The organism is Alteribacter keqinensis, from assembly GCF_003710255.1.
Taxonomy (GTDB): Bacteria; Bacillota; Bacilli; order Bacillales; family Salisediminibacteriaceae; genus Alteribacter; species Alteribacter keqinensis.
In genome coordinates this window covers 268,180-290,409 of record NZ_RHIB01000003.1, presented here as the reverse complement: position 1 = coordinate 290,409, position 22,230 = coordinate 268,180, and the positions used below count along the sequence as shown (strand labels likewise).

The window sequence follows — 22,230 nt, the reverse complement described above, 5'->3', positions numbered from 1 at the left end:
ATTGTTATAATCAGCGACCTTTTTCGTACTTTCCCAAAAGTGTCCGGTATTCTACTGCCATCTGCTCCCTCACCTCTTTTGGCTCAAGAACCTCCGCATTCATTCCAAATGACCGGATCCACCTTAAGAACTCCTCGTTGCTGTTTACCGTCGTCCTAAGCAAAAGGGATCCGTCTTTTTGCGGCATTCTTTCTGTGTCCACGTGAAAGTCGTCTTCCAGCACATAACGGGCCGCTTCTTTTTCAAACCGTACCAGAAACGTCGTCTCCGTATCATCGGAAATGATTGACCAGCGGCGGGACAGAAATTCATCAATATTGAAACTGCGGGGAATCTTAAACGTTTCACCCGTCGGCTTTACCGATTCGAAACGGCTGAGGCGGAACACCCTCATCACTTCCCGAAGGTGACAGTAGGCAATAACGTATAAATGACCTTCCCTCGGAACTAAATAATACGGATCAAGCTTGCGCTGTGTTTTTTTATCCCGGTGAATCGCATAGTAGGTAACCTCAACCGTCTGGTTCGCCGCAATCGCAGGAATCATCGTCGGCATCACGTTAAACTGCGACGGATCCTTCGGGCGGGAGTGGAGCCTGATCCGCTCACCAAGGCCTGCCCCGGCCCCTGACAGTTCGTCCCCTTTCTGCACATAAGCCATGACTTTCTCAAGACCTGTCCGGTATGAATGATGAAAGGGATGCTCTCCCGACGTGATCCCTTCAGATAAAATCGGATAAAGGGTAAGCGCCATCCACTCCTCCTTCGTGAGACGTCCTCCGAACTGAATCGGCTTGTGAATCATTTTGTATCCGTACTGTCCTTCCACGTCCAGTGTTACGCCGAGATCAACGAGCTTTTTGATATCCCTGTAAATGCTTCGCACCGATGTATTGCAGTGCTCCGCAAGTTCATTGGCCGTTGCATACTCATGATTGGTCAGGTACTGCAGGATGTAAAAAAGCCTCTCTACTCTCTCCAGCCGCTTTACTTGTGCCAACGAAACCACCGTCCTTTCTAAGTCTATTGTTACATTCTTCTTGACCTTCCTTCAATAAAAACTTCCTTTTTATGCAAGCTGGCTCTGAACCCGATGTATACTTTGGAAGAATGAAATGCATTTTTGATAGAATAAAATGTATTCTTGACAGTATTAAACTGATTTTTGATAGAATAAAATGCATTTTTAATAGTATTTCATCCCGCGCTGAGAACGTAAATCAACACACACGTTTAACAGAGCCTTATGGAAAAAGCCGGGAGAGATCCCCCTCCCGGCTTCTTCCCCCGTTTCTTTTCAGTTCCAGTCCGAACTGTCCATTTCCCAGATTGCCTGACCGCTCCTAAATGGATCCTCGAAAATAAATTCAAAGAAATCCGCATCTTCCACGTCAAAGCTGATTTCTCCTGCCATCGTACGTCCGGCACCCACTTCGCCGTCAAGACTTCCTCTCGTATCCACAAAGATATCCATGTCCTGGCTGTACCCGCTTGGATCCATGAGGCTCATCTGCATCAGTGTTGAAATGTTTGCTGCTTCATCCGTCGTATTTTCAATGCTCACGTCAAGAATAAGGAAATAGTCGTTGTCCGGTGTTTCCCAGTCTCCGTCCCCCTCATATTTCCGAACCTCGTTGACCGTCACATGAAGTCCGTTAAAGTTGACTGTGTCCCCAATGCCGAGCCCTTCTTCTTCAACCACTTCTTCCTCGGCAGCATCCTCGGTTTCCGCCGCTTCTTCCTCCACTGCTTCTGTGTCTGTTTCAGTTGCCGCTGCTGCGCTCTCCTCTTTATCTACGTTCTCAATCGTCGATTCCCCGCATGCCGCCATTACTCCTAAAATAAATAACCCTGCCATTAATCCTCTTACTTTTTTCATGTTTTATTTCCCCTTTCAGTATGTGATTACATTTATTACTATAATGACAGCACTGACACAAACTGTCAGGGGAATGGATGTTTGGGGTGATTTTTTTTAAAAAAGTTTATTCTGACTATTATTTCACAACTAAAAAACCGCCTGAGAATCAGACGGTTTTTCATTTAGATTTCCTTTATACAAGCGGCATTGATCCGTTGCTTTTGTAAAAACGGCGGCCATTCCAGGGGAAGTTCGGTCCAGCTTTCTCCCTGATCGGCAGAACGGTAGATACCCCGGTTACAGACGGCGTAAAAAGCCCCCGGTTCTCCCGTATGGGTAAGGAGGTGCGGAACGGTTGTCCCCTCCTCTTCCGGAAGACCATCAGCGATTCGTTCCCACGGGCTTGTTCCTTCTTTTCTGAACAGGCGGTACCGTGCTGTGTCCGGCACATACGCCGTCCCAGGTCCTTCCGCTCCCGCCGCAATCACCACGTTGTGATCGGAAGGATCTGTCGCTGCCTGGACCAGATACGTAAAGTCGCCGAGCCCTTGATTATCCGTTGACCAGGTCCGGCCGGCATCCTGGCTTACGGCGAACCCTCCTCCGGCTGCTTCATAGATGACATCTTTTTCAATCGGATGGAGGACGATATCATGCACGTCGAACTGGGAGCCCTCTTTGCGATCCTCAAACGTATCTCCGCTATCAACCGAACGCATCACCCCGCCAAGTTCAATTCCAGCGAGTATCAAACCCGGCTCATGATAGTTTGTTGCTATGGCTTGGACGTGGTGGGTTTCCGGACGTGGCGGAAAGCTCCATTCAGATTTTGAAGGCAGCTCCGTTAAGGCAGGCATCCGTTTCCATGTTTCCCCTCCGTCAGCCGACCGGTACAACTCACTCGGCTCGGTGCCGGCATATAAAGTTCCGTACGTCCCCCCACCTTGCAGCGGAGCTACGTGAAGTGCCGTTACCCGTTCGTGCAAAACATCCTCTCCAATTCTCTCGAAGGTCTCTCCTCCGTTTTCAGACCGGTACAAACCGTGGTCAAACGTTCCTGCAAATATCGCTCCACTGTATGGATCCACAGCGAGAGACTGGATGTCCCCCTTCTCAAGGTCCACATCGTTTACACTCCAGGAATCCCCTTCACCTACTACATGTACAATGGATCCGTGTGATGAAAAATAGATGTTCACCATTGGCTTCGCCTCCACTTTGTTTATGAAAAACTAAAATAGCTGCACAATTAAAATAAAGATTACTAATAAGACAATATAAAACACGATAGCAACCGCGTCGCTTCCTTTCGGCTGATCCTTCTCTTTTGACACTCCATGCTCCTTCAGAAGCGCTTCGTACTTTCTCTGAAACAAATAAACGATAACGAAAAGACCGGCTGCTATGACAGCCAGATACACGACACGGTCCACAAGAGGGCCCCCCTGCACTACCTGCATGGTCACAAGAAACGCCGGTGATACCCAAAGGCCCAGAACACTGTATTTACGAAGACGGTTCACCGTCTTGCGCATGTCGTCTGTAACCGATGAATGTTTTGCAAAAATGCGGTAAATGAAAAGCAGTACCGAAAGTCCCGCCACCCCCATAGATAGCATATATGGCCACCCACCGGGATAACCTGCGGGAATGATGGCAAGCACCAGCCCGACCTGAAATAAATAATCAAACCGATTCTGTTTTCCTTCTTGAGGTGTATGAGACATTGCGACTCTCCTAACTCTATTCTCTTTTTCCAGGTAAATGAAACACCTCCACCAGCTTACCACGCTCTTTTTACGGAAACAAAACGGAGATGGTTTTTGATTTTTCATGAATCCGGCAGCCTTTAGCATGAATCTTTTCTTTATATCATGAAGTTCCCACCACTTTTCCTGAATCTATTCTTTTTTCCCTGAATCTACTGTTTTTTTCCTCAATCCACTGCTATTTTTCCGGAATCTATTTCTTTTTTCCTCAATCCACTGCTATTTTCCCGAAAATCCATTCTTAATTTTCCTCAATCCTCCACCTTATTCCCTGAATTCCCCAACACCCACCTGCACTCCCTCCTTCGCACAGAAAAAGCCGCCCCATCCCGGAGCGGCAGCCTGACTCTTACTCACGCAGTTTCATATCTTCCCTTTTCTTTACATCCTCCTCGTTAACCTCACCTTCTTCAAAGTACTCATCCTGATCATAAAAGCCTTCCATCTGCCCTTTTGACAGTTCCACTTCTTCTGCATTCCTCAGTTGTATCAGGTAGTCGTGTACCTCATCAAGCTCAGCCTGATCGAGATGATCAACGATTCTGTGAAGCTCTTGTTTATTCATGTCACTCATCCTTTACAAAACGTTGTACAGCTTCTTTTCCCAATTACCGCATCTTTCAATCCCCTCTTCTATCCATTGGAGGATTTCAAAACCTTCATCTAGAATGAAAGAAAAGAGACCTAAGACTTTAAAGGAGGCATCAGCCATGACCACCGATTTTTCAGAAAAGAAAGCAGTTGAACTCGACAGACAAGACCCCCTCTCCAAATACAAATCAGAGTTTTATATAAATGAAGATACCATTTACATGAACGGCAACTCCCTCGGCCTTCTTTCCAAACGGGCCGAACAGGCACTCTACACCTCACTTGAGGACTGGAAGAATCAAGGGATTGACGGCTGGATGAACGGGGAAGAACCGTGGTTTTATTTCTCCGAAAAGCTCGGCCGAAAAACCGCCCCCCTTATCGGGGCCAAGCCTGAGGAAGTAATCGTGACCGGATCCATTACCGTGAATATTCACCAGCTTGTATCAACCTTTTACAAACCAACAAACAAGAAGACGAAAATACTCGCCGATGCGATCACATTTCCATCAGACATCTACGCCCTGAAAAGCCAGCTTAAACGAAACGGCTTTGAACCCGCTGAACACCTTATCCAGGTAGAAAGCGAAGACGGACAGACGCTGAATGAAGATTCGATTATCGAAGCGATGACTGATGACGTCGCTCTTATTCTGCTTCCATCTGTTCTTTACAGAAGCGGTCAGGTTCTGGACATGAAGCGTCTCACAGAGGAAGCCCGTAAGCGCGGCATCATCATCGGGTTTGACCTAGCTCACTCGATCGGTGCACTGCCGCACGACCTCCATGCCTGGGGCGTAGACTTTGCCATGTGGTGCAATTACAAGTACATGAACAACGGCCCTGGCGGTGTGGGCGGTCTCTACGTCCACGAGCGTCACTTCGGCACTGAGCCGGGGCTTGCCGGCTGGTTTGGATCGGATAAAGACAAGCAATTTGATATGGCTCATACGTTTACCCCGGCTCCTGATGCCGGTGCCTATCAGATCGGCACCCCCCACGTGCTGAGCACAGCTCCTCTTCTCGGTTCTCTTGAAATGTTCCTTGAAGTGGGAATCGACTTGGTAAGGGAAAAATCATTGTCACTGACCGATTACTTTATTACACTTGCGGACCAAAAGCTTGAAGGGCTGGGTTTTACCCTTGAAAACCCTCGAGAGCCTCACCGCCGGGGCGGGCACATATGTTTGAGACATGAAGAAGCTGCAAGCATATGTAAAGCCTTGAAAGCCAAGGGTATCGTCCCGGATTTCAGATCACCAGACGCCATCCGTCTTGCACCTGTCGCTTTTTATACAAGCTATCACGATGTTTGGCAAACTGTTGAAACCCTTGCTTCTATTATCAAAAACAAAGATCACAAAACGTATTCCAACAAACGGAACGTGATTGCATAAAAAAAAGTCCGGCCAATCAGATTTCTGACAGGCCGGACTTTTTGATTATACGTCTAACGTTCACTGTCGCCGCCTCGGTCCCGGTGGGCAAGGTCATCGGTTACGCTAACGTCAGCAGCTTTTGTTTTTGAATCCTGCTCGTGGGGTCCGTCTTCCCCTTCATCTTTAGCATGCTCCATCTTTTCCGTATCTACAAGTTTCTCAAGGTATTCGTGAACAGCTTCCACCTGCTCTTCTGATAATTCATCAATCATTGTACGAACTTCTTCTTTTGTTGCTGCCATGTATAACATCCTCCTTGTTTCCATTGGGTTCAATAAAAGTGTTATACAGGGTATTCCCTTCTGCAGTGGAATTAATCTTTCTTTTACTGGTAAATTCTTTTTTTGGTCACAAAGTAGTACACAAGATACAAGCCGAGAATCGCTGCTGCCGCCCAGGCCGAAACGGCAATGGCCGGGTATTCTCCCTGCCTTTCAACGCCAATACCGATAAAGGCCCAGACAAGAACAAAGGAATAAAACGGATCACGGTTTGTGGCTGTAAACCAGATTCCAAGAGCCAGAGCCACAATCAGGAGCAGGATCGTCCACGTCACGTTTGAAAGAAACAGCCCTTCCTCAAAACCGAGGCTGTTAAAAACAACGCCTACATTCACGATCGTCGCTACCGAAACCCATCCCAGATAAACAGAGAACGGCAGGCGCATAAAAAAAGTCGTATGAGGGGTGAGCATAATCACCCTGTAGATAATGATCAGGCTGATAAGCAGACCAATCATAGCTACCATTGTCAGGAGAAAGTATTCGTAGTGAAACAACAAAAGCCACGCTACGTTAAAAAAGCAGCTGATAACAAACCAGTACCCAATGTTTGCATACGCTTCCTCATCGGCAGGCCGGGCAAAAAACTGACGGAAGACCCAGATGATCACGAGGAGATAGATCACACTCCATATGGAAAAAACATATCCTGCCGGAGTGAACAAGACATTTAACCTGTCTGAAATTTCCCCTGCCGTCTGACCGTTTATAGGCAGCGTATTGGAGAGCACATTTACAACAATCACAATAACGAGGGCAAAGACGTTCGTCCATTTGAGAATCTTTGATTGCTGGTAGTTCATCGTTTTTCCCCTTTCGCGTATTATGTTTTTACCCGAATAAAGAAAAATAAAAAGTTCCTGTAGTCATACGTTATTCTGGGTGCATGTCATCATATGCATAACATAATGTTCAAAGAAAGAAGCATGCACCGGGGCATGCTTATAATCCATTATTCATTTTCCATTTGGGCCGATTCCTCTGTTGATCCGGACGCTTTTTTCTTTGGTCCGGACGCTTCACCGTTCATCGAACGCCGTTGCCTGTTTTCTTTTTTTAGTTTCACAATGTAATGGTATACTTTACCTAATTCACGATCATCCAGATGATCGAGCATCAAACGGATTTCTTCTTTAGTATAGTACAAAATTGGCCTCCTTCCATGGCCTCGTCAACCTGGATCTTTAATTAAACGATTAGTATGCTGTACCCTCCAAAATAGAAAAACAAACCCTTCTCATCCATCATTATCCTTTAATCCAAAAGACAACCAGCTCAAAGTAATACCTCTCCTTTCCCTGCTCCCTGCTTTACTTTGCCGCTAAAAAAACATAAATACCCGAGGTTCAGACAGTGGAAATGCCGTTTCAAATACAGCAGTGAGGGAACGTGAGTAGTTAGAAGCATTTCTATAGGAGGGGTCGTTTTGAAACGAGAAGAAACACAGGCACTTATCGAAGACGTAATGGACGTACTATCAGATGAAAGCGGATTCCTCGGTATCCGCGAAGAAGAGAAGCGTACAGAAGTATGCGCTTCGGCGAAGGAAATATTGAAAACAACAGATAAGATCATTAAAAGCTACATCCGGGTCTCCCGTGAAAAAAACGGCATTGTAAGAATCCCCGCATACCGGGTCCAGCACAACAACATCAGCGGCTTTTATAAAGGGGGAATCCGCTTTAACGAAAACGTGAGCGAGTCCGAAGTGGAAAACCTGGCTATTCTTATGACAATTAAAAATGCCCTTCACCGCCTGCCTTTCGGGGGGGCCAAAGGCGGGGTTCACATCAATCCAAAAGAATATTCCGATCGGGAACTGAACCTGATCGCAAAAAAGTATGTCCAGCGATTTAAGCCGGACCTCGGACCGAATCACGATATTCCTGCACCGGATCTTGGCACAAACGAACGAATCATTGACTGGATGGTTGGCGAATACAAAACCATCCACCCCGGAGAAACGTATCTCGGTTCTTTTACGGGTAAAAGTGTGGAAAACGGGGGTGCCAAAGGGCGGCGCGAAGCTACCGGAAAAGGCACCTATCTAAGCTACCAGTGGCTTCTTAACGACTGGTTTAATGACCTTGCGGATAAAAATGAAGTGGAACGGACCGGGCAGTGGCGTACTCTTGAGTACATTCACGAAGAATACACGGAAAAAGGGCATATCGATATTGCCATTCAGGGTTTCGGCAATGTAGGAAGCGTGGCAGCCAGAGAAGCGTTTGAAGATGAAAAACTCACCCACCACGTTGTAGCCGTCTCAGACCGGGAGGTGACTCTTTACAGTCAGGACGGCCTCAACATTGAAGTCCTCGATGCGTTCGGCTACAGTCACAACCGCCTTCCCAACACCCGGGAGGAACTTACAGATCTCGGCATTAAAGCGGATATTTACGAAGCAGCCGATGTGCTGACTTTAAGTTCGGATGTGCTTATTCTTGCAGCTGTGGAAGACCAGATTCACCGGGACAACATGAAAGCAATCCCTGCCCGGATTCTTGTCGAAGGAGCGAACGCACCTTTATCCCAGGAAGCGGATCAGTACTTTGAAGAGACAGGGAAAATCGTGATCCCTGATATTCTTGTAAACGCGGGCGGGGTAATCGTGTCCTATCTTGAGTGGAAGCAAAGCAAAATAACGGAGCATTACAGTGAAGACGAAATCATTGATGAAATGGCAGCCCAGATGACGGAGACGTTTAAGCGTGTGTACGATACGTATTTTTACTCTGAGGGCGAAACCATGCGTTTTGGCTGCTTCTACCTTGCGTTGGAACGGCTCACGAGCCTTCTTTATAAGCACGGCAAGCTGTTTTAGGTGTAATGATAAAAACCGGGCCCCTTTATGGAGGCCCGGTTTTTTATGAAGAACTTTTTCGGTTTTATGGAGAACTTTGGGCTGTTTATGCAGAATTTCAGACGATTTATGGAGAACTTCCGGGCGTTTATGCAGAATTTCAAGCCACTTAAAGAGAATTCGTCACCATTCGACGACCCTCTGATTCCATCCCCTAAACCTGCAGAAGCTCCTGAATATCATCCTTATTCAGAGACGTAATCGACGTCTCCCCTGTCTGAATCACTTTGTCCATCAGCTCCCGCTTCTGATCCTGAAGCTGGTGGATTTTCTCCTCGATCGTTCCCGCAGTTACAAGCTTCACCACCTGAACCACCTTCTTCTGACCGAAACGGTGGACCCGGTCCGCCGCCTGCTCTTCCACAGCCGGATTCCACCACGAATCAAACAAAATGACTGTATCCCCACCGGTGAGGTTGAGCCCGGTACCTCCTGCTTTTAACGAAATTAAGAACAGCGGCTTACCACCGGCGTTATACTCTTCCGTCATGGCAACCCGGTCACTGGACGGCGTCTTTCCATCAAGGTAGTGATACTTCCAGCCATGCTTTTCAAGCTCCAGCCTGATCATGGCGAGCATCTTCGTAAATTGGGAAAAGATCACGACCCGTTTCCCTGAAGGGACAGCTTCCTTCAGATACTCCATCAGGCGATCAAGTTTACCCGAGTTTCCGGTGTAATTTTCCATAAACAGCTTCGGGTGGCAGCAGATCTGCCGCAGCCTCGTAAGGCCTGCCAGAATTTTCATCCGGTTCTCCTGGAACGAGTCTTCCCGGATCGCCGTCTTCACTTCATTTTTAAGCATCTGCAGCTGAGCGAGGTAAACGGCTTTCTGGCTGTCACTGAGCTCCGTGAACTGGACGTTCTCAATTTTATCCGGCAAATCGGAAAGCACGTCTTCTTTCACCCGGCGAAGGACAAAAGGCCGCACGCGTTTAGCTACGTCGGTTTCCTTCATTTCTTTAAATGCCTTCTTGCTCCGGAACAGCCCCGGCAGTACGACTTCAAAGATTGAATAAAGCTCATCCAGTGAATTTTCAATCGGAGTTCCGCTCAATGCAAACGCCTGGCTTGCCCGGATGGCTTTCACCGCCCTCGCCGTCTGGGTCCAGTCATTTTTAACATACTGGGCTTCGTCAAGAATAAACACCGAAAACACCGTTTTTATGTAGTGCTCCGTATCCCGCCGCAACAGCGGATACGAGGTGATCACAACGTCTGCTTCCTTCGCCCCTTCCAACAGGCTCAGACGCTCGGCTGAGGGTCCAGAAATCACCGCCGTGCTGAGTGACGGGGCAAACCGCTGAATTTCCTTTTGCCAGTTGTACACGAGACTCGATGGACATACGATCAGCGCCTGGCCTTCTTTTCCGTCCGCTTTTTCCGACAAAAGATACGCGATCGTCTGAATTGTTTTTCCAAGTCCCATATCATCGGCTAAAATACCGCCAAACCCATAAGTGCCGAGGGTTTTCAGCCAGCCGAATCCGACCTTTTGATACTCCCGCATGGTCGCATTCAGCGTTTTTGGAACGGTCGTATCCACTTCTTCAGGATGATAAATCCGCTCCAGCAGTTCCCGGAACCGTTTGCCTCGCTTGATGGATTCCGCCCCGGCCTCATCAAGCAAAAAAGCCTGCATGAGAGGCACCTGGCTCTGTCGAGCGTAGCCATCCATCGGCGTCGGCATCTGCTCCAGAACTTGCTTCATGTTCGCGAAGCGCTCATCCTGGAGGTTCATGTAAGCACCGTTCGAAAGCTTATAGTACTTCCTGTTTTCAGCAAGAGCCGTAAGCATGGCCTCAATTTCCCCGCCTTCAATTCCTTCAAACTGAAAAGTAATATCAAGCAGGTTCATTCGTTCATTTTTTTCCACATGAATTTTCGGATCATCCACCGGTGTATGAATAAACCGTTGGACCTCGGAGGTGGTGTACACTTCCATCATCTCCGAAAGTACCGGCAATTCCACTAACAGAAAATCGAGCACATCCTCCCACACTTCCAGATAAAGCTCTTTGCCGTTGTACTTGAAGGGCAGGCTCTCGATCTGCGATAACAGAAGCATCTCTTTTTCCACATCCCGGACGACAATCTCTTCACTGTCCGGCTGTTCAAGGTCGAATGGGGATAACGTCATGTCCCCGTAGACAAATTCGAGACGGGCTGTCGCCATGTCATCCACCATATCCACATACAGCTTTCCTGTAAGGGGTTCTGCTTTGATGAGCTGCTTTACGTCCGGGGCTACATCCACAGTTCCGACAGCCATAAGCTGAGGCAGCACAACGGAGGAGAAATCCATCATCTGCTCTTTCGGCACTGTCACCTCTTCAATATCCGCAAACTGACGGTCAATCGTGAGGAGCGTCCGCTTCTCTTCATCGGTAATAAAATAAAATGTCCCATCGAAAAACGCCACATTGTACTTTTCCCCGATTACCATCAGCTTCTCCTTGCTCGTAAACCGAAGCTGGTACTGCTGCCTCTCTTCATCCAAATACTGGAGGGTAAAATGAAGGGGGAGCTTCTCCGGATTGTACTCCACATCAAGTCCTGTGAAGTGATCCCCCGCCCCCATGTTCGTTTCTACCTTCACATCACACACCTTCAGTGCCTCAAGTGTGTCCTTTAAAAAAGAATTGGGAATCTGCATCCGCCGTTTGTCGTCATTTAAACCTGAGTTCCGGTAACCGAAAGACAGGATCTCCTCTTCCACGTGAAAGATTCTTGATAGCTGTCTGAACACACGAAGGTCCTCGTCCTTAAACGAGTAGTCGGACGGGTGGTATGTAAACAGCTTTGAAAACCGTACAGCATCGGACTGCTCCATGGCGAAAAGAAATTCCTTTATGTCTTTTACAACGTAGCGCCGTTTCGGCCCGATTTTCATTTCAAGGTCAATCGCCCCGCTATACGTCCCCCATGAGCTCGTAAGGTTCAGGGTAAACTCTACCTGGAGCTGCTCTTTTTCACTGAATGACTCCTTTTTCCGGTCGTAAACCTGATTGAAGCTTTCAATCAGACTTTTCGCATGATCCTTTCTTCCAACCGTGGCACCTGTCACCGGGGTAAGCCTGCCTCTCTTGTTCTTTCCCGCTTCGTGAAGGATCTGGAGTAAAAAGGCCGATAAATGTTTACAAAGACCCGGATAGGTATCAAAAGCCTGGCACGTGCACCTTGCGCTTGCAATGTCTATATTTCCATTGTTCACATCTACCATCACATCGTAATCGTCCATCCCGATGACGGTAGCTTCATAAACTTCTGCAACACTGGAAAAGGAAAGGTCCTCTACCGCACCATCTTCAAAGTAACGCCGGCCTCTTGAAAAAACGGTAGCTGAGCTTGAAGCATCTTTAATTCGGTCTTCCGTTAATCCTCTAAACACGGTTATCCTCTCCTGCCTGCTGGACAATCAAATTCTATGGATTTTCACTTTCATTGTAGGCTTATTCGTTCTTGAAAATACAGGATAACTCCCGGTTCCTTTCCTCATACTAAACACCAGGACAAAGGCTAAGTTTAAATTCCTTGTTTTTTCGGGAATAGTAAGACAACCCCACAAAAGAGCAGAGGTGAAAGCCATGAGTATCATCATCCGAAGAATAGTGCGCCTTTTCCTGTTCAGCTTTCTTATGAAATTAGCATCCCGCTTTATCGGGCGTGCTGTAAACCGCATGACAGGAACCGCAAAACGATAATGGATAGAAGGAAGGGTCCCCCTCATAACGGGGTGCCCTTTTTTATTACGCTTTTGTCGGAACGCGGCTCTTCAGGGGACGTTTTTTTGTCCGCACACCTCAGCGGGGAAGAACCTTTTGTTACTTACTTTTTAGCAGCATCAATTTCTTCCACGAGCAGAGACAGCTCTTCCCACCGCTCCATCGCCTGTTCAAGTTCTTCTTCTGCTTTTTGCTGTGCGGCATAAAGTTCCTGTACTTTTACAGAGTCACTGCCCGCGCTTACAATTCCTTCCTGAACCGTCTCAATCTTTTCTTCCAGTTTTGCAATGCGGTCTTCAATCGTATTCCACTCCTGCTGTTCCTTATAGGAAAGTTTCTTTGTTTTTTTACCGGCAGAAACAGGCTGTTCCGCCTTTGTCTCAACGGCCGGTTTCTCAAATGCCTGTTTTGCCTCAGCAAGTGACCCGTGCTCTGCCATGTAATCTGAATAATGGCCGAAAAAACGATCTACGTGACCCCGTCCTTTAAACATAAGAAGGCGGTCTACGACACGGTCAAGAAAATAACGGTCGTGGGAAACGGTAATGACCACTCCAGGGAACTGATCGAGGTAATCTTCCAGTATGCTCAACGTCTGGGTATCCAGGTCATTCGTCGGCTCATCAAGAAACAGAACGTTTGGCTCCCCCATCAGCACTCGCAAAAGATACAGACGACGCCTCTCTCCTCCAGACAGTCTCCGGATCACATTCCACTGCATTGGCCGCGGAAACATAAAACGCTCCAGCATCTGTTCAGCAGTAATCACGTCCCCGTCTGCAGTGTGGACAATTTCTGCCGCTTCTTTAATATATTCGATGACTCTCAGGTTTTCGTCCATTTCCTGATGATCCTGTGTATAATAGCCAATCTTCACCGTCTCACCCGTTTCCACATGACCTCCATCCGGCGCAAGGCGACCGGCTATGATATTTAACAGGGTTGATTTTCCCGTTCCATTCGGTCCGATGATGCCAAGACGCTCTCCCGGCACCACGAGATAGTCAAGGTCCGCAAACAACGTCTTTCCTCCCAGATGTTTTGTGACACCTTGGAGTTCAATGACCTTTTTCCCAAGACGGTTTGCCCCGATGGCAAAGTCAAGGTCCCGCTTCTCCCGGTCAAAAGATTCTTCCTGCATGGCTTCGGCCCGCTGGATCCGGGCTTTCTGCTTCGTTGTTCTCGCTTTTGCCCCCCGCTTCAGCCAGGCAAGCTCCCGGCGCAGAATGTTCTGGTGCTTGGCTTCCTGTATTTCCGACTGTGCTTCCCGCTCGGCTCTTTTTTCCAGGTACGTCTCATAATTTCCTTCATATGCGTACAGACTCCCGTGATCGAGTTCGAAGATATGATTGGTAACCCGGTTTAAAAAGTACCGGTCGTGAGTCACAAGAATAATCGCCCCTTTATACTGGGCAAGAAACTGCTCAAGCCATTCAATCGTTGCATTATCAAGATGGTTCGTCGGCTCATCCAATATAAGAATATCCGCCGGCTGAATCAGGGCTTTCGCAATAGCAACCCGCTTCTTCTGGCCTCCGGATAAATGTTGAATCTGCTTCGTGAAATCCGTAATCCCAAGCTTTGTAAGAACGGTTTTAGCGACAGTACTGGCTTCCCAAGCTTCATTTTCCTCCATACGTTCCTGCTGCCTCATCACTTGTGCCTGAAGCTTCTCACTTGATGGATCTTTTTCAAGCTCATGGGAAGCCTTCTCATAATCACGCATGACCCGCATAATGGTTGAATCCCCGTAATAGATTTGTTCAAGTACCGTTCGTTCAGGATCGAGTTCAGGCTCCTGAGGCAGGTATTCAATATGAAAGTCGTTGGCATGGTCCATCCTGCCCCCCTCTGAGCTCTCAATCCCGGCCAGTACTTTCAAAAGCGTTGACTTCCCTGTCCCATTTACACCTAAAAGGCCGATTCGCTGCCCTTTTTTAATGGAAAAAGAAAGGTTGTCAAACAACACTTTTTCACCATATGTTTTTGTTAATCCGTCCACAGATAAAATCGTCATCGGTTTACCCCTTTGAAGTCGTTATCATAATCATCCCTTTATTGTAGCTCATTTTTTGCCGGTTTGAAAAATCTTTTTTAAAACATTTACTTTGCCCTATTCTCAACCCTTACATTATTTAGTAGTATGGTAACTATCATAATTATTCGGAAGTATTACATATTCTCACACAACCTTTATTTTTCACTGCCAGGAGGATACCTATGAAGAGGTTACAAATCTATATGATCCTGATCGCCCTCCTGACCATTGCAGGATGCACAGCACAACCAATGGAGAGTAAAGAATCGTTCTTTAAGGACAGACAACTTGAGGAAGCTGTCAGAGATGCTCTCGGCCAGCCGGAAGGCGATCTCACAGAAACAGGTCTCAGCCAGATAAGGACCCTCCATGCTTTTGAGCGTGACATTAAAAGTCTCGAGGGGATCGATGTCCTTACGTCTCTGGAAGAACTGATCATATTTGGAAACGAAATCGAAGACATCACTCCTCTCCTCGATCTCCCGAGTATTGAGAGTGTGGATATTGAAAACAACCCTCTGAACCTTTCTGTAGGCACAGAGTCATACAGCGTTGTAAGAACCCTCATCGACAATGATGTGTTTGTTTTTATTGACGAGGAACGTTTCGCCCTCGATATGGAGCCTTCCCGCGGGATCTTTTACGAAGTTACCCACGGGGAAAAAACAGTTTACCTTCTTGGATCGATTCACATTGGGTCAGAAGAGCTTTATCCGCTCAATGATGAGATTGAAGAGGCATTTGAATCCTCATCCGCCGCTGCATTCGAAATTGACTTTAATGAACTCTCTGATGAGCGCATGATGGAACTGGCCACAGAAGCAGGAATGCTGGGTCCCGGCGAGGAGCTTCAGGATTACATTACAGAAGAAGAATTCAAACGACTGGCCTTCCTTCTCCGTCCGTTTGGTGTATCAAGCGATGACCTGTCACAATTCAAACCATGGTACGTTCAGGAATTCCTTTTATCCATCGTCTCCATGACGGCCGGATACTCTCCTGAGCTTGGGATTGACATGCACTTTCTCGAACGGGCATCTGATGATGGAAAAGAAATCATCGGCCTTGAAACGGCAGAAAGCCAATTGGCCGTCCAGGAAACACTCACCCTCGATACCCAGGGAGAAATGCTGAGTGAAACCCTCGAAGAGTATGATGAACTCGGAGATGAACTGCTGGAACTCATGGCCATGTGGCGTCTCGGTGACCACGAGTCCCTTACCGAACTCCGTTACGCAGAAGACGATGCACCGGAAGACTATCAGGAATACATCCGCATGCTTACAGATGACCGCGACCGGGCAATGACCGATAAAATTTCAGAGTTCCTCGAAAGCGGTGAACACGACACTTACTTTGTCGTTGTGGGCGCCATCCACCTCCTCGGGGAAAACAGCATCACAGACCTCCTTGAGCAAAGAGGATACGATGTTGAATTAGGTCTCGATCCACAGGAGACGGAAGAGGAAGCAGTATAAAAAAATGGAACCGCACTCTCAAACAGGGAGTGCGTTTTTTGTGTTGGACGTATCTACTTTTAGCTAAACGACTAAAAAAACAGACGAAACTGTTAATTGGGGTGATGAAGCCGTTAATGGGGCGGTGCAACCCGGTAATTGTGGCGCCGAAGCCGTTAACAGGCCGGGAGAAACTGTTAATGTGCGAGATGCAGTCCTCTAGCAGCCCGGCAGTGGTGCGATATCATCTAAACGTAAAATGTCGTCTTGGAAGTGTAAAAAACGGTGCTCTAACTGTAAAATAGCCGGAGCCAAGTGTAAAATAGCACGAGCTAAGTGCAAAAATGATGGATGTAAGTGTAAAAAGCGCAAAACTTAAGCCGCCGGGAGTAGTGAATCCCGGCGGCTTCGTTTAGCAGCCTTCTTTTTTACACTTAGCTGCCATCATTTTACGGTTAGCATCTCTCTTTTTACGGTTAGCATCTCTCTTTTCACACTTATTTCATCGTATTTTACGGTTACCCTCCACATCACCGTATTAAGCTGTCCCCGCGAAAAAACCGCCTCCCTCACTCTGAGGAAAGCGGCTTTATCTCTTTTAACTGTATAATTACACGACTTTTTGAACCAAGTCCACTACTCTTCTTTCTTCTTCCCCAGCTTCAGCTTGCTCAAATCCACATCACGGCTCTTGATATCATTCGGGTCAAGGCCATTACCGAGAGATCCGTATGCCGCAGCCCTCGTCGGGTCCACAAGCTGATCCTGCTCAAAGTAAACCCGTGGTGTTTTCCACAGCGCAATCATTGCCTTACTCATCGGCATTTCGTGATAGCGATCCGGCCACATATCTTTAATGCGGCGCTTCACAATCGGGTAATACTTCGGATTCATACCCGGGAACAGGTGATGCTCCGTGTGGTACGAAAAGTTAAAGTGAAGCACATCCACCCACTTCGGCACCGTGACCGTCAGGCTGTTCGCAAGAGGATCATTAACCGGCACAAGGGGATTCAGGCGGTGATTTGTTGAAATATACGCCATGACAATAAAGTTAGCAATCAATAGGGGCAGCAGGAATGCAAAGATCCACTTAACCGGCCCGATCCACAACAGAAGTCCGATCCATGTCGCCCAAGGAAGGATAAACTGGACCCACACCTTGACCTGCTTTTCTTTATTAAAGTCCTTAATATACGTGACAAACATATGTGAAGAATGAAGGGTAAATGTAAACGCCAGAGCGATAAAGCCCGACAGTGCCCGGATCGTAAACGGAATGCGGTACATCCAGCGCAGGAAACGGCTTTTCGCCAGCTTATTCACCGACGGCCATGCATCAGGGTCCTTATGCTCATCCTGTGTGTGGTGATGGTGCTCCATATTATGCCATTTCTTCCACAGTTCCGGACCGGTTGTCAGAGGCCAGAATGCCACAGCGCCGAGGAAATTACGGAGCCACCGCTTTCTCACAACCGTGCCATGGAGAATTTCATGGCCTAAAAAGCCAAGGGAAGCAAAGCTTGAACCAAGTACCCCTGCAATCAGAAATTTAAGCCAGATATTTAAGTCAAAAAACGCAATGGAGAAAATACCTCCAAGAGCAATCACAGCATAAATCAATCCGCCCCACAATCGTCCAGGTACAGCCTTAAACGCCTTTTTTGGCATATGCGGCGATACCCTCGCAGCATACCATCCGAATGAATGAAACTCGGCTTGTTCTGCGGGCTTATTATTTTCCATATAAACTCACTCCCCAGTGTAAATTTCAATTTTCCGATATTTCGTACTAAACCTGATCTAAACGCTTTCCTTAATCCTACCAAAGGAAAAGGTGCAAATGCAATGGTTTTTTATTACCAGGTACTAAAACTTGGTCTTAGTTTACCATGCCTCACTCTCTATTGATATGAGCATAAAGGAGCGATTAGGATTTATACTAAATGGCGGAGGTGAAGACGATGGATAAAAACAAACAGCCTTATGCCACACACAAAGAAGATGAAACGGAACAGTACCCGAAAACAAGTGTCAAAGACGCCCACTACCGGGGAGATTCCGCTGATGAACTGAGTGCACTTGAAGAAGCAAACCACGACATAGCCGCAAAAGAACTGGGCCAGCAGAACGAAAACGGAGCAGGGAACTAATATCCAACCAAAAGATGATGTCTCAATAGGTAAGTAGATTGGCAATGGCTGACGCACGCTGCTCGCCCCGCAGGAGAAACACACTCCTGCCATACTCTTTAAAAAGGGCAGCGGCTCCCCTGCTCCAAATATTTACACAAAAGGGAAAAACCAACCTTTGGGTCAACATCACAAAAAGCCTCTCTTTGGAATAAAAAGAGAGGCCGCTTTCATATCATTATTTTATTGAATTTCCCACCGGGGCTGTGCTACAATAAATGCACTTGTGTAGTTTATTACCATTTAGTTAAAATTTATCCAATTATAGTTTACTACACTTCCTCTATTGAAGTCAACTATTTTTAAAGGAGTGGTCTTGTGAGCAGCGAAAACGAGCAGCGGCTTACCGAACAAACCCGCGTCGACCGGGTCGTGAACACGATTGAACAAAAACAAAAGGTGCTCAAAGAAACCTCCACCGAATTAAAAAAAGACATTATTGATGTACGAAAAAGCTTCTGGGACGACGTTACCGTCAACCTGGACGACCCTGATGATGTAATTGAAACCCAGGCCAGCCTTAAACAGCAGGCTGAATTTTTATCTGAACGGGAACGCAGTCACGGACAGCAGTCCGAACGCATGAAAACCCTCGAGGATCTCAGGGATTCTCCTTATTTTGGCCGGATCGACTTTCAGGAAAACGGAGAACCGCAAGCAGAACCCATCTACATCGGGATCTCCTCCCTCATGGACGAAAACGATGAGGACTTCTTGATATACGACTGGCGCGCACCCATTTCAAGCATGTACTATAACTATTCCCCCGGACCGGCGGAATACGAAACGATGGACGGCACCATCGAAGGGGAAATAACCCTCAAGCGCCAGTTCATTATACGAAACGGCCAGATCAAAGGTCTCTTCAACACAGGTGTGACCATCGGGGACAAACTGCTCCAAAACCTGTTGGGCAGCGAATCAAGCCCCCAGATGCGAACCATCGTCTCCACCATTCAAAAAGAACAAAACAAAATCATCCGCAACGAGCGAAGCCGCTACCTCGTTGTGCAGGGCGTGGCCGGCAGCGGTAAAACGAGTGCCGCCATGCAGCGCGTCGCCTACCTGCTTTACGCACACCGGGAGTCTCTCACCTCCGAAAACATGGTCCTTTTCTCCCCAAACCCCCTGTTCAACAGCTACGTGGCAACCGTACTGCCTGAACTGGGTGAAGAAAACATGTGGCAGACCACCTATAACGAATACGTGCAAAAAGAGCTCGGTGCCACCTTCCGCGTAGAAGATCCCTTTGAGCAGATGGAATGGTTTCTTGAAGCTTCTGAAACAAGCGCTGACCAATACCGCAACGAGGCCGTGCAGAGAAAATCGTCACTGGCCTTCAAAGACCTTATCGACAAGTATGTAAAAAGCCTTGAAACGGACGGCATCCACTTCCAAAACGTCCGGTTCCGTGGTGAAACGCTCATCGATAAAAACGACATCCAGACGTATTTCTATTCTCTCGACGGCTCCATCTCCATTCCAAACCGGATGGATCTCACATATGAGTGGCTCATGCAGAAAATCAAAGCTGTTCAGCGCACAGAATGGGAAAAGCTCTGGGTGGAAGAAGAAATCCAGCTCATGGACAAAGAGGACTACCTGGAAGGCTTCAGAAAGCTTGAAAAGGACAAGGAGTTCAGCGGCGCTACATTCGATGACTTTGACCGCGAGCGAGAATGGCTGAGCAAACGCGTTGTCAAAAAACGTCTTCTTCCGTTGAAGCAAAAAATCAAAAAACTCGCCTTCGTAAACGTCGTGAAAACATACAGAGATTTTTATACCGAGCTCAAAAACGATCCTGATTGGGAAGCGATCGCTGAAGCGACGATCGAAAACATCCATAAGAAGAAGCTTCTGTGGGAAGATGCAACAGCGTACCTGTATTTTCTTGACCGCCTTAAAGGACGCCGGCCCCTTACCCATATCAGGCATGTGTTTATTGATGAAGCCCAGGACTACTCGCCGTTTCAGTTTGCCTATTTAAAGGATCTCTTCCCTCAGGCCAAAATGACGCTTCTCGGTGATGTGCACCAGTCCATCTACCTTCACGCCATCACGAACCCGACGCCCATCAGTGAGGGGCAGGAAGAAAAAGCAGAGCGAATCACCCTGATGCGCAGCTACCGCTCCACACAGCCGATCGTCACGTTTACGTCCCAGCTCATTGAAGGCGGCGAAGAAATCATCCCCTTTACAAGGGATGGAGAAAAACCCGCCTACATTGAAACGTCTTCCCAGCAGGAAATGCAAAAACGTACGCTCAAGCTTGTGAAAAATCTGTTCACAAAACAGCACGAAACTGTGGCAGTAATTTGCAAAACATCAAGGGAAAGTGAAGCCGTAAGCGCCTATTTAAGTGAGCACTTTGAATACGTACAGCTCATCGGCAAAGAGACACACACTTACAAAAAAGGCCTCGTTGTCATCCCGGCCTACCTTGCCAAAGGAATTGAGTTCGATGCCGTCATTCTCTACAACGCATCACACACCCATTACGCCAAAGAGTCCGAGCGCAACCTGTTCTATACCGCCTGCACCCGGGCCATGCACGAGCTTTACATCATCTCAAACGGCGGTATGAGCCCCCTGATGAAGCGAGTCGACCGGAACACCTACGAAACTATCTAATAAAGGCTGTCTCATAAGGTCGATCATTGCCTTAAGAGACAGCCTCTTACTCTATTGTTTCCTCTCCATTCAATTCCATCTAGAATCCGGACAAACTTCTGGCATATTCAAGAGGCTTTGTTAACACTTTGATCTGCAGCTCTGGATCATGATCTTGATAAGCTAAAATTAAATGGTTATGAAGAGCATTCATTTCGAGAATCCATATATTTCTCTCACTGTCTATGATAACATCCAGCCCCACGTCACCGAGATGTCCCAATTTGTCTTCTACTGCTTCACACGCCTCAATGCACCGTTCTACCATTCTTGAATATAAAGCCTCTGCCTCCTTTTTACTGAGGTTTAAGCTCATTTTCATTACTTCAGTACCAGAGGAAATGAGGGAAACATGATTCGTAACGATGACTCCCCTTTTTCCAACCTTGGCCACAACACCGGTTTCTGTCCAGTTTCTATTTCTCCCCTTTTGAATAATGACCCGGTAATCAACCGGCTTACCTTCATACATTAAGGGAACGCTTTGTTGAATCAGGTATCTTCTTTTCATCTTTTTTTCGTTAAAGATCGCCAGAACTTCTCCTATTTCCTCACATTCATGTTTAATTCCTTTACTCTCTGACAGCACGTAGCCAGCAGAAGTTTTATCCAGCTTAAAGCACCCTTTTCCCAAGTTCCCGTTTATAGGTTTTAAATAGACAGATTGATATTTATTAAGCATCTCCGTTACTTTTTCCTGCGTTGAGAAAAACATCGTGTCCGGGGTGTGGGCATAGCCGGCACTTACCAGTTTTTTATACAGCTTCCACTTGTTCATCCTTTTAGAGTTAAATATCATTACATTAAAAGATTTCCGGAGCTTTCTCAATGTTTTTTTCGCTGCCCCCGTCCTGCGGTAAACGACACTCGGTATCGGAAACACCGCCTCTTTCCAAACGTCTTCTCTTTTATCGTAATAAAGTCCGGATATCGTTTTATTGTTGAAATCAATGGCATTCTCACAAAATAAAAACACGAGACCGCCTTCTCTCATATAGCTCTGTACCGGCTCCTTCCACACAGACTCAAATCCCCGCTTTGTATGCATAGCTATTCTTCTTTCCGAAACAAGTACTCCTGTCACAGGCCCTATATGAAAGTCTTCTCCTGCAAGTTTCACCTCGTACGAGAAGGTATCCGGAATGCCTCCTCCAGGTAAAAGTGATGCTGATAAAACAACATGATTCTTTTTTACCGCATCCGTTGGCTCGACTGCCACAATGATTGAAAAAGCCCCAATATGGAGGGCCACCTCACTACCTGTAAAGGTCATTTGCTCATAATTCTCTCTTGCTAAAAGTACACAATTATTACGAAGTGTTGAATCCCAGATTATATACAACG

18 protein-coding genes are annotated in these 22,230 nt (G+C 47.1%); 6 read left to right on the top strand and 12 right to left on the bottom strand.

The window, feature by feature from the left end:
• Nucleotides 1-10: 10 nt before the first annotated feature.
• The 5 genes from EBO34_RS16600 to EBO34_RS16580 all read right to left on the bottom strand — a co-directional run bounded on the left by EBO34_RS16600 (nucleotide 11) and on the right by EBO34_RS16580 (nucleotide 4,195).
• The gene (locus tag EBO34_RS16600) at nucleotides 11-1,000 is read right to left on the bottom strand and encodes a helix-turn-helix transcriptional regulator (RefSeq protein WP_142996803.1); all 990 of its coding nucleotides are present in this window, start codon (nucleotides 998-1,000) and stop codon (nucleotides 11-13) included.
• 297 nt (nucleotides 1,001-1,297) lie between these two features.
• A complete protein-coding gene (locus tag EBO34_RS16595; RefSeq protein ID WP_122900652.1) occupies nucleotides 1,298-1,879 on the bottom strand; it encodes a DUF4352 domain-containing protein in 582 nt (193 codons plus the stop codon).
• Between the two features lie 164 nt (nucleotides 1,880-2,043).
• A complete protein-coding gene (locus EBO34_RS16590) occupies nucleotides 2,044-3,063 on the bottom strand; it encodes a WD40/YVTN/BNR-like repeat-containing protein (RefSeq protein WP_122900650.1) in 1,020 nt (339 codons plus the stop codon).
• 30 nt (nucleotides 3,064-3,093) lie between these two features.
• Complete coding sequence (locus EBO34_RS16585; protein WP_122900649.1) at nucleotides 3,094-3,588, bottom strand: hypothetical protein; 495 nt, start codon at nucleotides 3,586-3,588, stop codon at nucleotides 3,094-3,096.
• Between the two features lie 391 nt (nucleotides 3,589-3,979).
• Nucleotides 3,980-4,195: a hypothetical protein gene (locus EBO34_RS16580; protein ID WP_122900647.1), complete on the bottom strand. Its 216-nt coding sequence runs from the start codon at nucleotides 4,193-4,195 to the stop codon at nucleotides 3,980-3,982.
• A gap of 145 nt (nucleotides 4,196-4,340) precedes the next feature.
• Here EBO34_RS16580 and kynU point away from each other — a divergent pair, with 145 nt between their 5' ends.
• Nucleotides 4,341-5,618, top strand: coding sequence for a kynureninase (gene kynU / locus EBO34_RS16575; RefSeq protein ID WP_122900645.1), 1,278 nt, complete (start codon nucleotides 4,341-4,343; stop codon nucleotides 5,616-5,618).
• Nucleotides 5,619-5,671: 53 nt separating this feature from the next.
• Here kynU and EBO34_RS16570 read toward each other — a convergent pair whose 3' ends face one another.
• From EBO34_RS16570 to EBO34_RS16560, 3 genes are all read right to left on the bottom strand, one after another.
• Nucleotides 5,672-5,902 (bottom strand): hypothetical protein, encoded by a 231-nt coding sequence (locus tag EBO34_RS16570; RefSeq protein WP_122900643.1) that lies wholly within the window; start codon nucleotides 5,900-5,902, stop codon nucleotides 5,672-5,674.
• 83 nt (nucleotides 5,903-5,985) lie between these two features.
• A complete protein-coding gene (locus EBO34_RS16565) occupies nucleotides 5,986-6,744 on the bottom strand; it encodes a TspO/MBR family protein (protein ID WP_122900641.1) in 759 nt (252 codons plus the stop codon).
• A 149-nt stretch (nucleotides 6,745-6,893) separates the two neighbouring features.
• Nucleotides 6,894-7,088: a hypothetical protein gene (locus EBO34_RS16560; protein ID WP_122900639.1), complete on the bottom strand. Its 195-nt coding sequence runs from the start codon at nucleotides 7,086-7,088 to the stop codon at nucleotides 6,894-6,896.
• A gap of 279 nt (nucleotides 7,089-7,367) precedes the next feature.
• On the opposite strand from EBO34_RS16560, the gene EBO34_RS16555 reads away from it, so the two are divergent.
• Nucleotides 7,368-8,765 (top strand): Glu/Leu/Phe/Val family dehydrogenase, encoded by a 1,398-nt coding sequence (locus EBO34_RS16555; RefSeq protein ID WP_122900637.1) that lies wholly within the window; start codon nucleotides 7,368-7,370, stop codon nucleotides 8,763-8,765.
• 45 nt (nucleotides 8,766-8,810) lie between these two features.
• Entirely contained in the window at nucleotides 8,811-9,005 is a 195-nt protein-coding gene (locus EBO34_RS20490) for a hypothetical protein (RefSeq protein ID WP_142996802.1), read from the top strand.
• On the opposite strand, the gene EBO34_RS16550 is transcribed toward EBO34_RS20490, so the two are convergent.
• Both EBO34_RS16550 and EBO34_RS16545 read right to left on the bottom strand, forming a co-directional pair.
• Nucleotides 8,959-12,195: an SNF2 helicase associated domain-containing protein gene (locus tag EBO34_RS16550; protein ID WP_122900635.1), complete on the bottom strand. Its 3,237-nt coding sequence runs from the start codon at nucleotides 12,193-12,195 to the stop codon at nucleotides 8,959-8,961. The two genes, EBO34_RS20490 and EBO34_RS16550, sit on opposite strands and share 47 nt — an antisense overlap.
• Nucleotides 12,196-12,632: 437 nt before the next feature.
• Entirely contained in the window at nucleotides 12,633-14,546 is a 1,914-nt protein-coding gene (locus EBO34_RS16545) for an ABC-F family ATP-binding cassette domain-containing protein (RefSeq protein WP_122900633.1), read from the bottom strand.
• A gap of 203 nt (nucleotides 14,547-14,749) precedes the next feature.
• On the opposite strand from EBO34_RS16545, the gene EBO34_RS16540 reads away from it, so the two are divergent.
• On the top strand, nucleotides 14,750-16,045 hold the full coding sequence (locus tag EBO34_RS16540; protein WP_122900631.1) for a TraB/GumN family protein: 1,296 nt from the start codon (nucleotides 14,750-14,752) through the stop codon (nucleotides 16,043-16,045).
• A 615-nt stretch (nucleotides 16,046-16,660) separates the two neighbouring features.
• On the opposite strand, the gene desB is transcribed toward EBO34_RS16540, so the two are convergent.
• Entirely contained in the window at nucleotides 16,661-17,770 is a 1,110-nt protein-coding gene (gene desB / locus EBO34_RS16535; RefSeq protein ID WP_122900630.1) for a Delta(10) desaturase DesB, read from the bottom strand.
• 218 nt (nucleotides 17,771-17,988) lie between these two features.
• Between desB and EBO34_RS16530 the strand changes: the two genes are divergently transcribed.
• A complete protein-coding gene (locus tag EBO34_RS16530) occupies nucleotides 17,989-18,177 on the top strand; it encodes a hypothetical protein (protein ID WP_122900628.1) in 189 nt (62 codons plus the stop codon).
• A gap of 357 nt (nucleotides 18,178-18,534) precedes the next feature.
• A complete protein-coding gene (gene helD / locus EBO34_RS16525; protein ID WP_122900626.1) occupies nucleotides 18,535-20,847 on the top strand; it encodes an RNA polymerase recycling motor HelD in 2,313 nt (770 codons plus the stop codon).
• Between the two features lie 79 nt (nucleotides 20,848-20,926).
• On the opposite strand, the gene EBO34_RS16520 is transcribed toward helD, so the two are convergent.
• Nucleotides 20,927-22,228, bottom strand: a complete 1,302-nt coding sequence (locus EBO34_RS16520; protein WP_122900624.1) for a YheC/YheD family endospore coat-associated protein — start codon at nucleotides 22,226-22,228, stop codon at nucleotides 20,927-20,929.
• Nucleotides 22,229-22,230 lie beyond the last annotated feature (2 nt).

Excerpts from the sequence above, each read along its gene's own strand:
- EBO34_RS16595 (WP_122900652.1), bottom strand. The coding sequence starts at position 1,879 with ATGAAAAAAGTAAGAGGATTAATGGCAGGGTTATTTATTTTAGGAGTA.
- EBO34_RS20490 (WP_142996802.1), top strand. The coding sequence starts at position 8,811 with ATGAAGAACTTTTTCGGTTTTATGGAGAACTTTGGGCTGTTTATGCAG.
- EBO34_RS16530 (WP_122900628.1), top strand. The coding sequence starts at position 17,989 with ATGGATAAAAACAAACAGCCTTATGCCACACACAAAGAAGATGAAACG.
- EBO34_RS16565 (WP_122900641.1), bottom strand. The coding sequence starts at position 6,744 with ATGAACTACCAGCAATCAAAGATTCTCAAATGGACGAACGTCTTTGCC.
- EBO34_RS16540 (WP_122900631.1), top strand. The coding sequence starts at position 14,750 with ATGAAGAGGTTACAAATCTATATGATCCTGATCGCCCTCCTGACCATT.
- EBO34_RS16585 (WP_122900649.1), bottom strand. The coding sequence starts at position 3,588 with ATGTCTCATACACCTCAAGAAGGAAAACAGAATCGGTTTGATTATTTA.
- EBO34_RS16580 (WP_122900647.1), bottom strand. The coding sequence starts at position 4,195 with ATGAATAAACAAGAGCTTCACAGAATCGTTGATCATCTCGATCAGGCT.
- EBO34_RS16545 (WP_122900633.1), bottom strand. The coding sequence starts at position 14,546 with ATGACGATTTTATCTGTGGACGGATTAACAAAAACATATGGTGAAAAA.
- EBO34_RS16570 (WP_122900643.1), bottom strand. The coding sequence starts at position 5,902 with ATGGCAGCAACAAAAGAAGAAGTTCGTACAATGATTGATGAATTATCA.
- kynU (WP_122900645.1), top strand. The coding sequence starts at position 4,341 with ATGACCACCGATTTTTCAGAAAAGAAAGCAGTTGAACTCGACAGACAA.
- EBO34_RS16590 (WP_122900650.1), bottom strand. The coding sequence starts at position 3,063 with ATGGTGAACATCTATTTTTCATCACACGGATCCATTGTACATGTAGTA.
- desB (WP_122900630.1), bottom strand. The coding sequence starts at position 17,770 with ATGGAAAATAATAAGCCCGCAGAACAAGCCGAGTTTCATTCATTCGGA.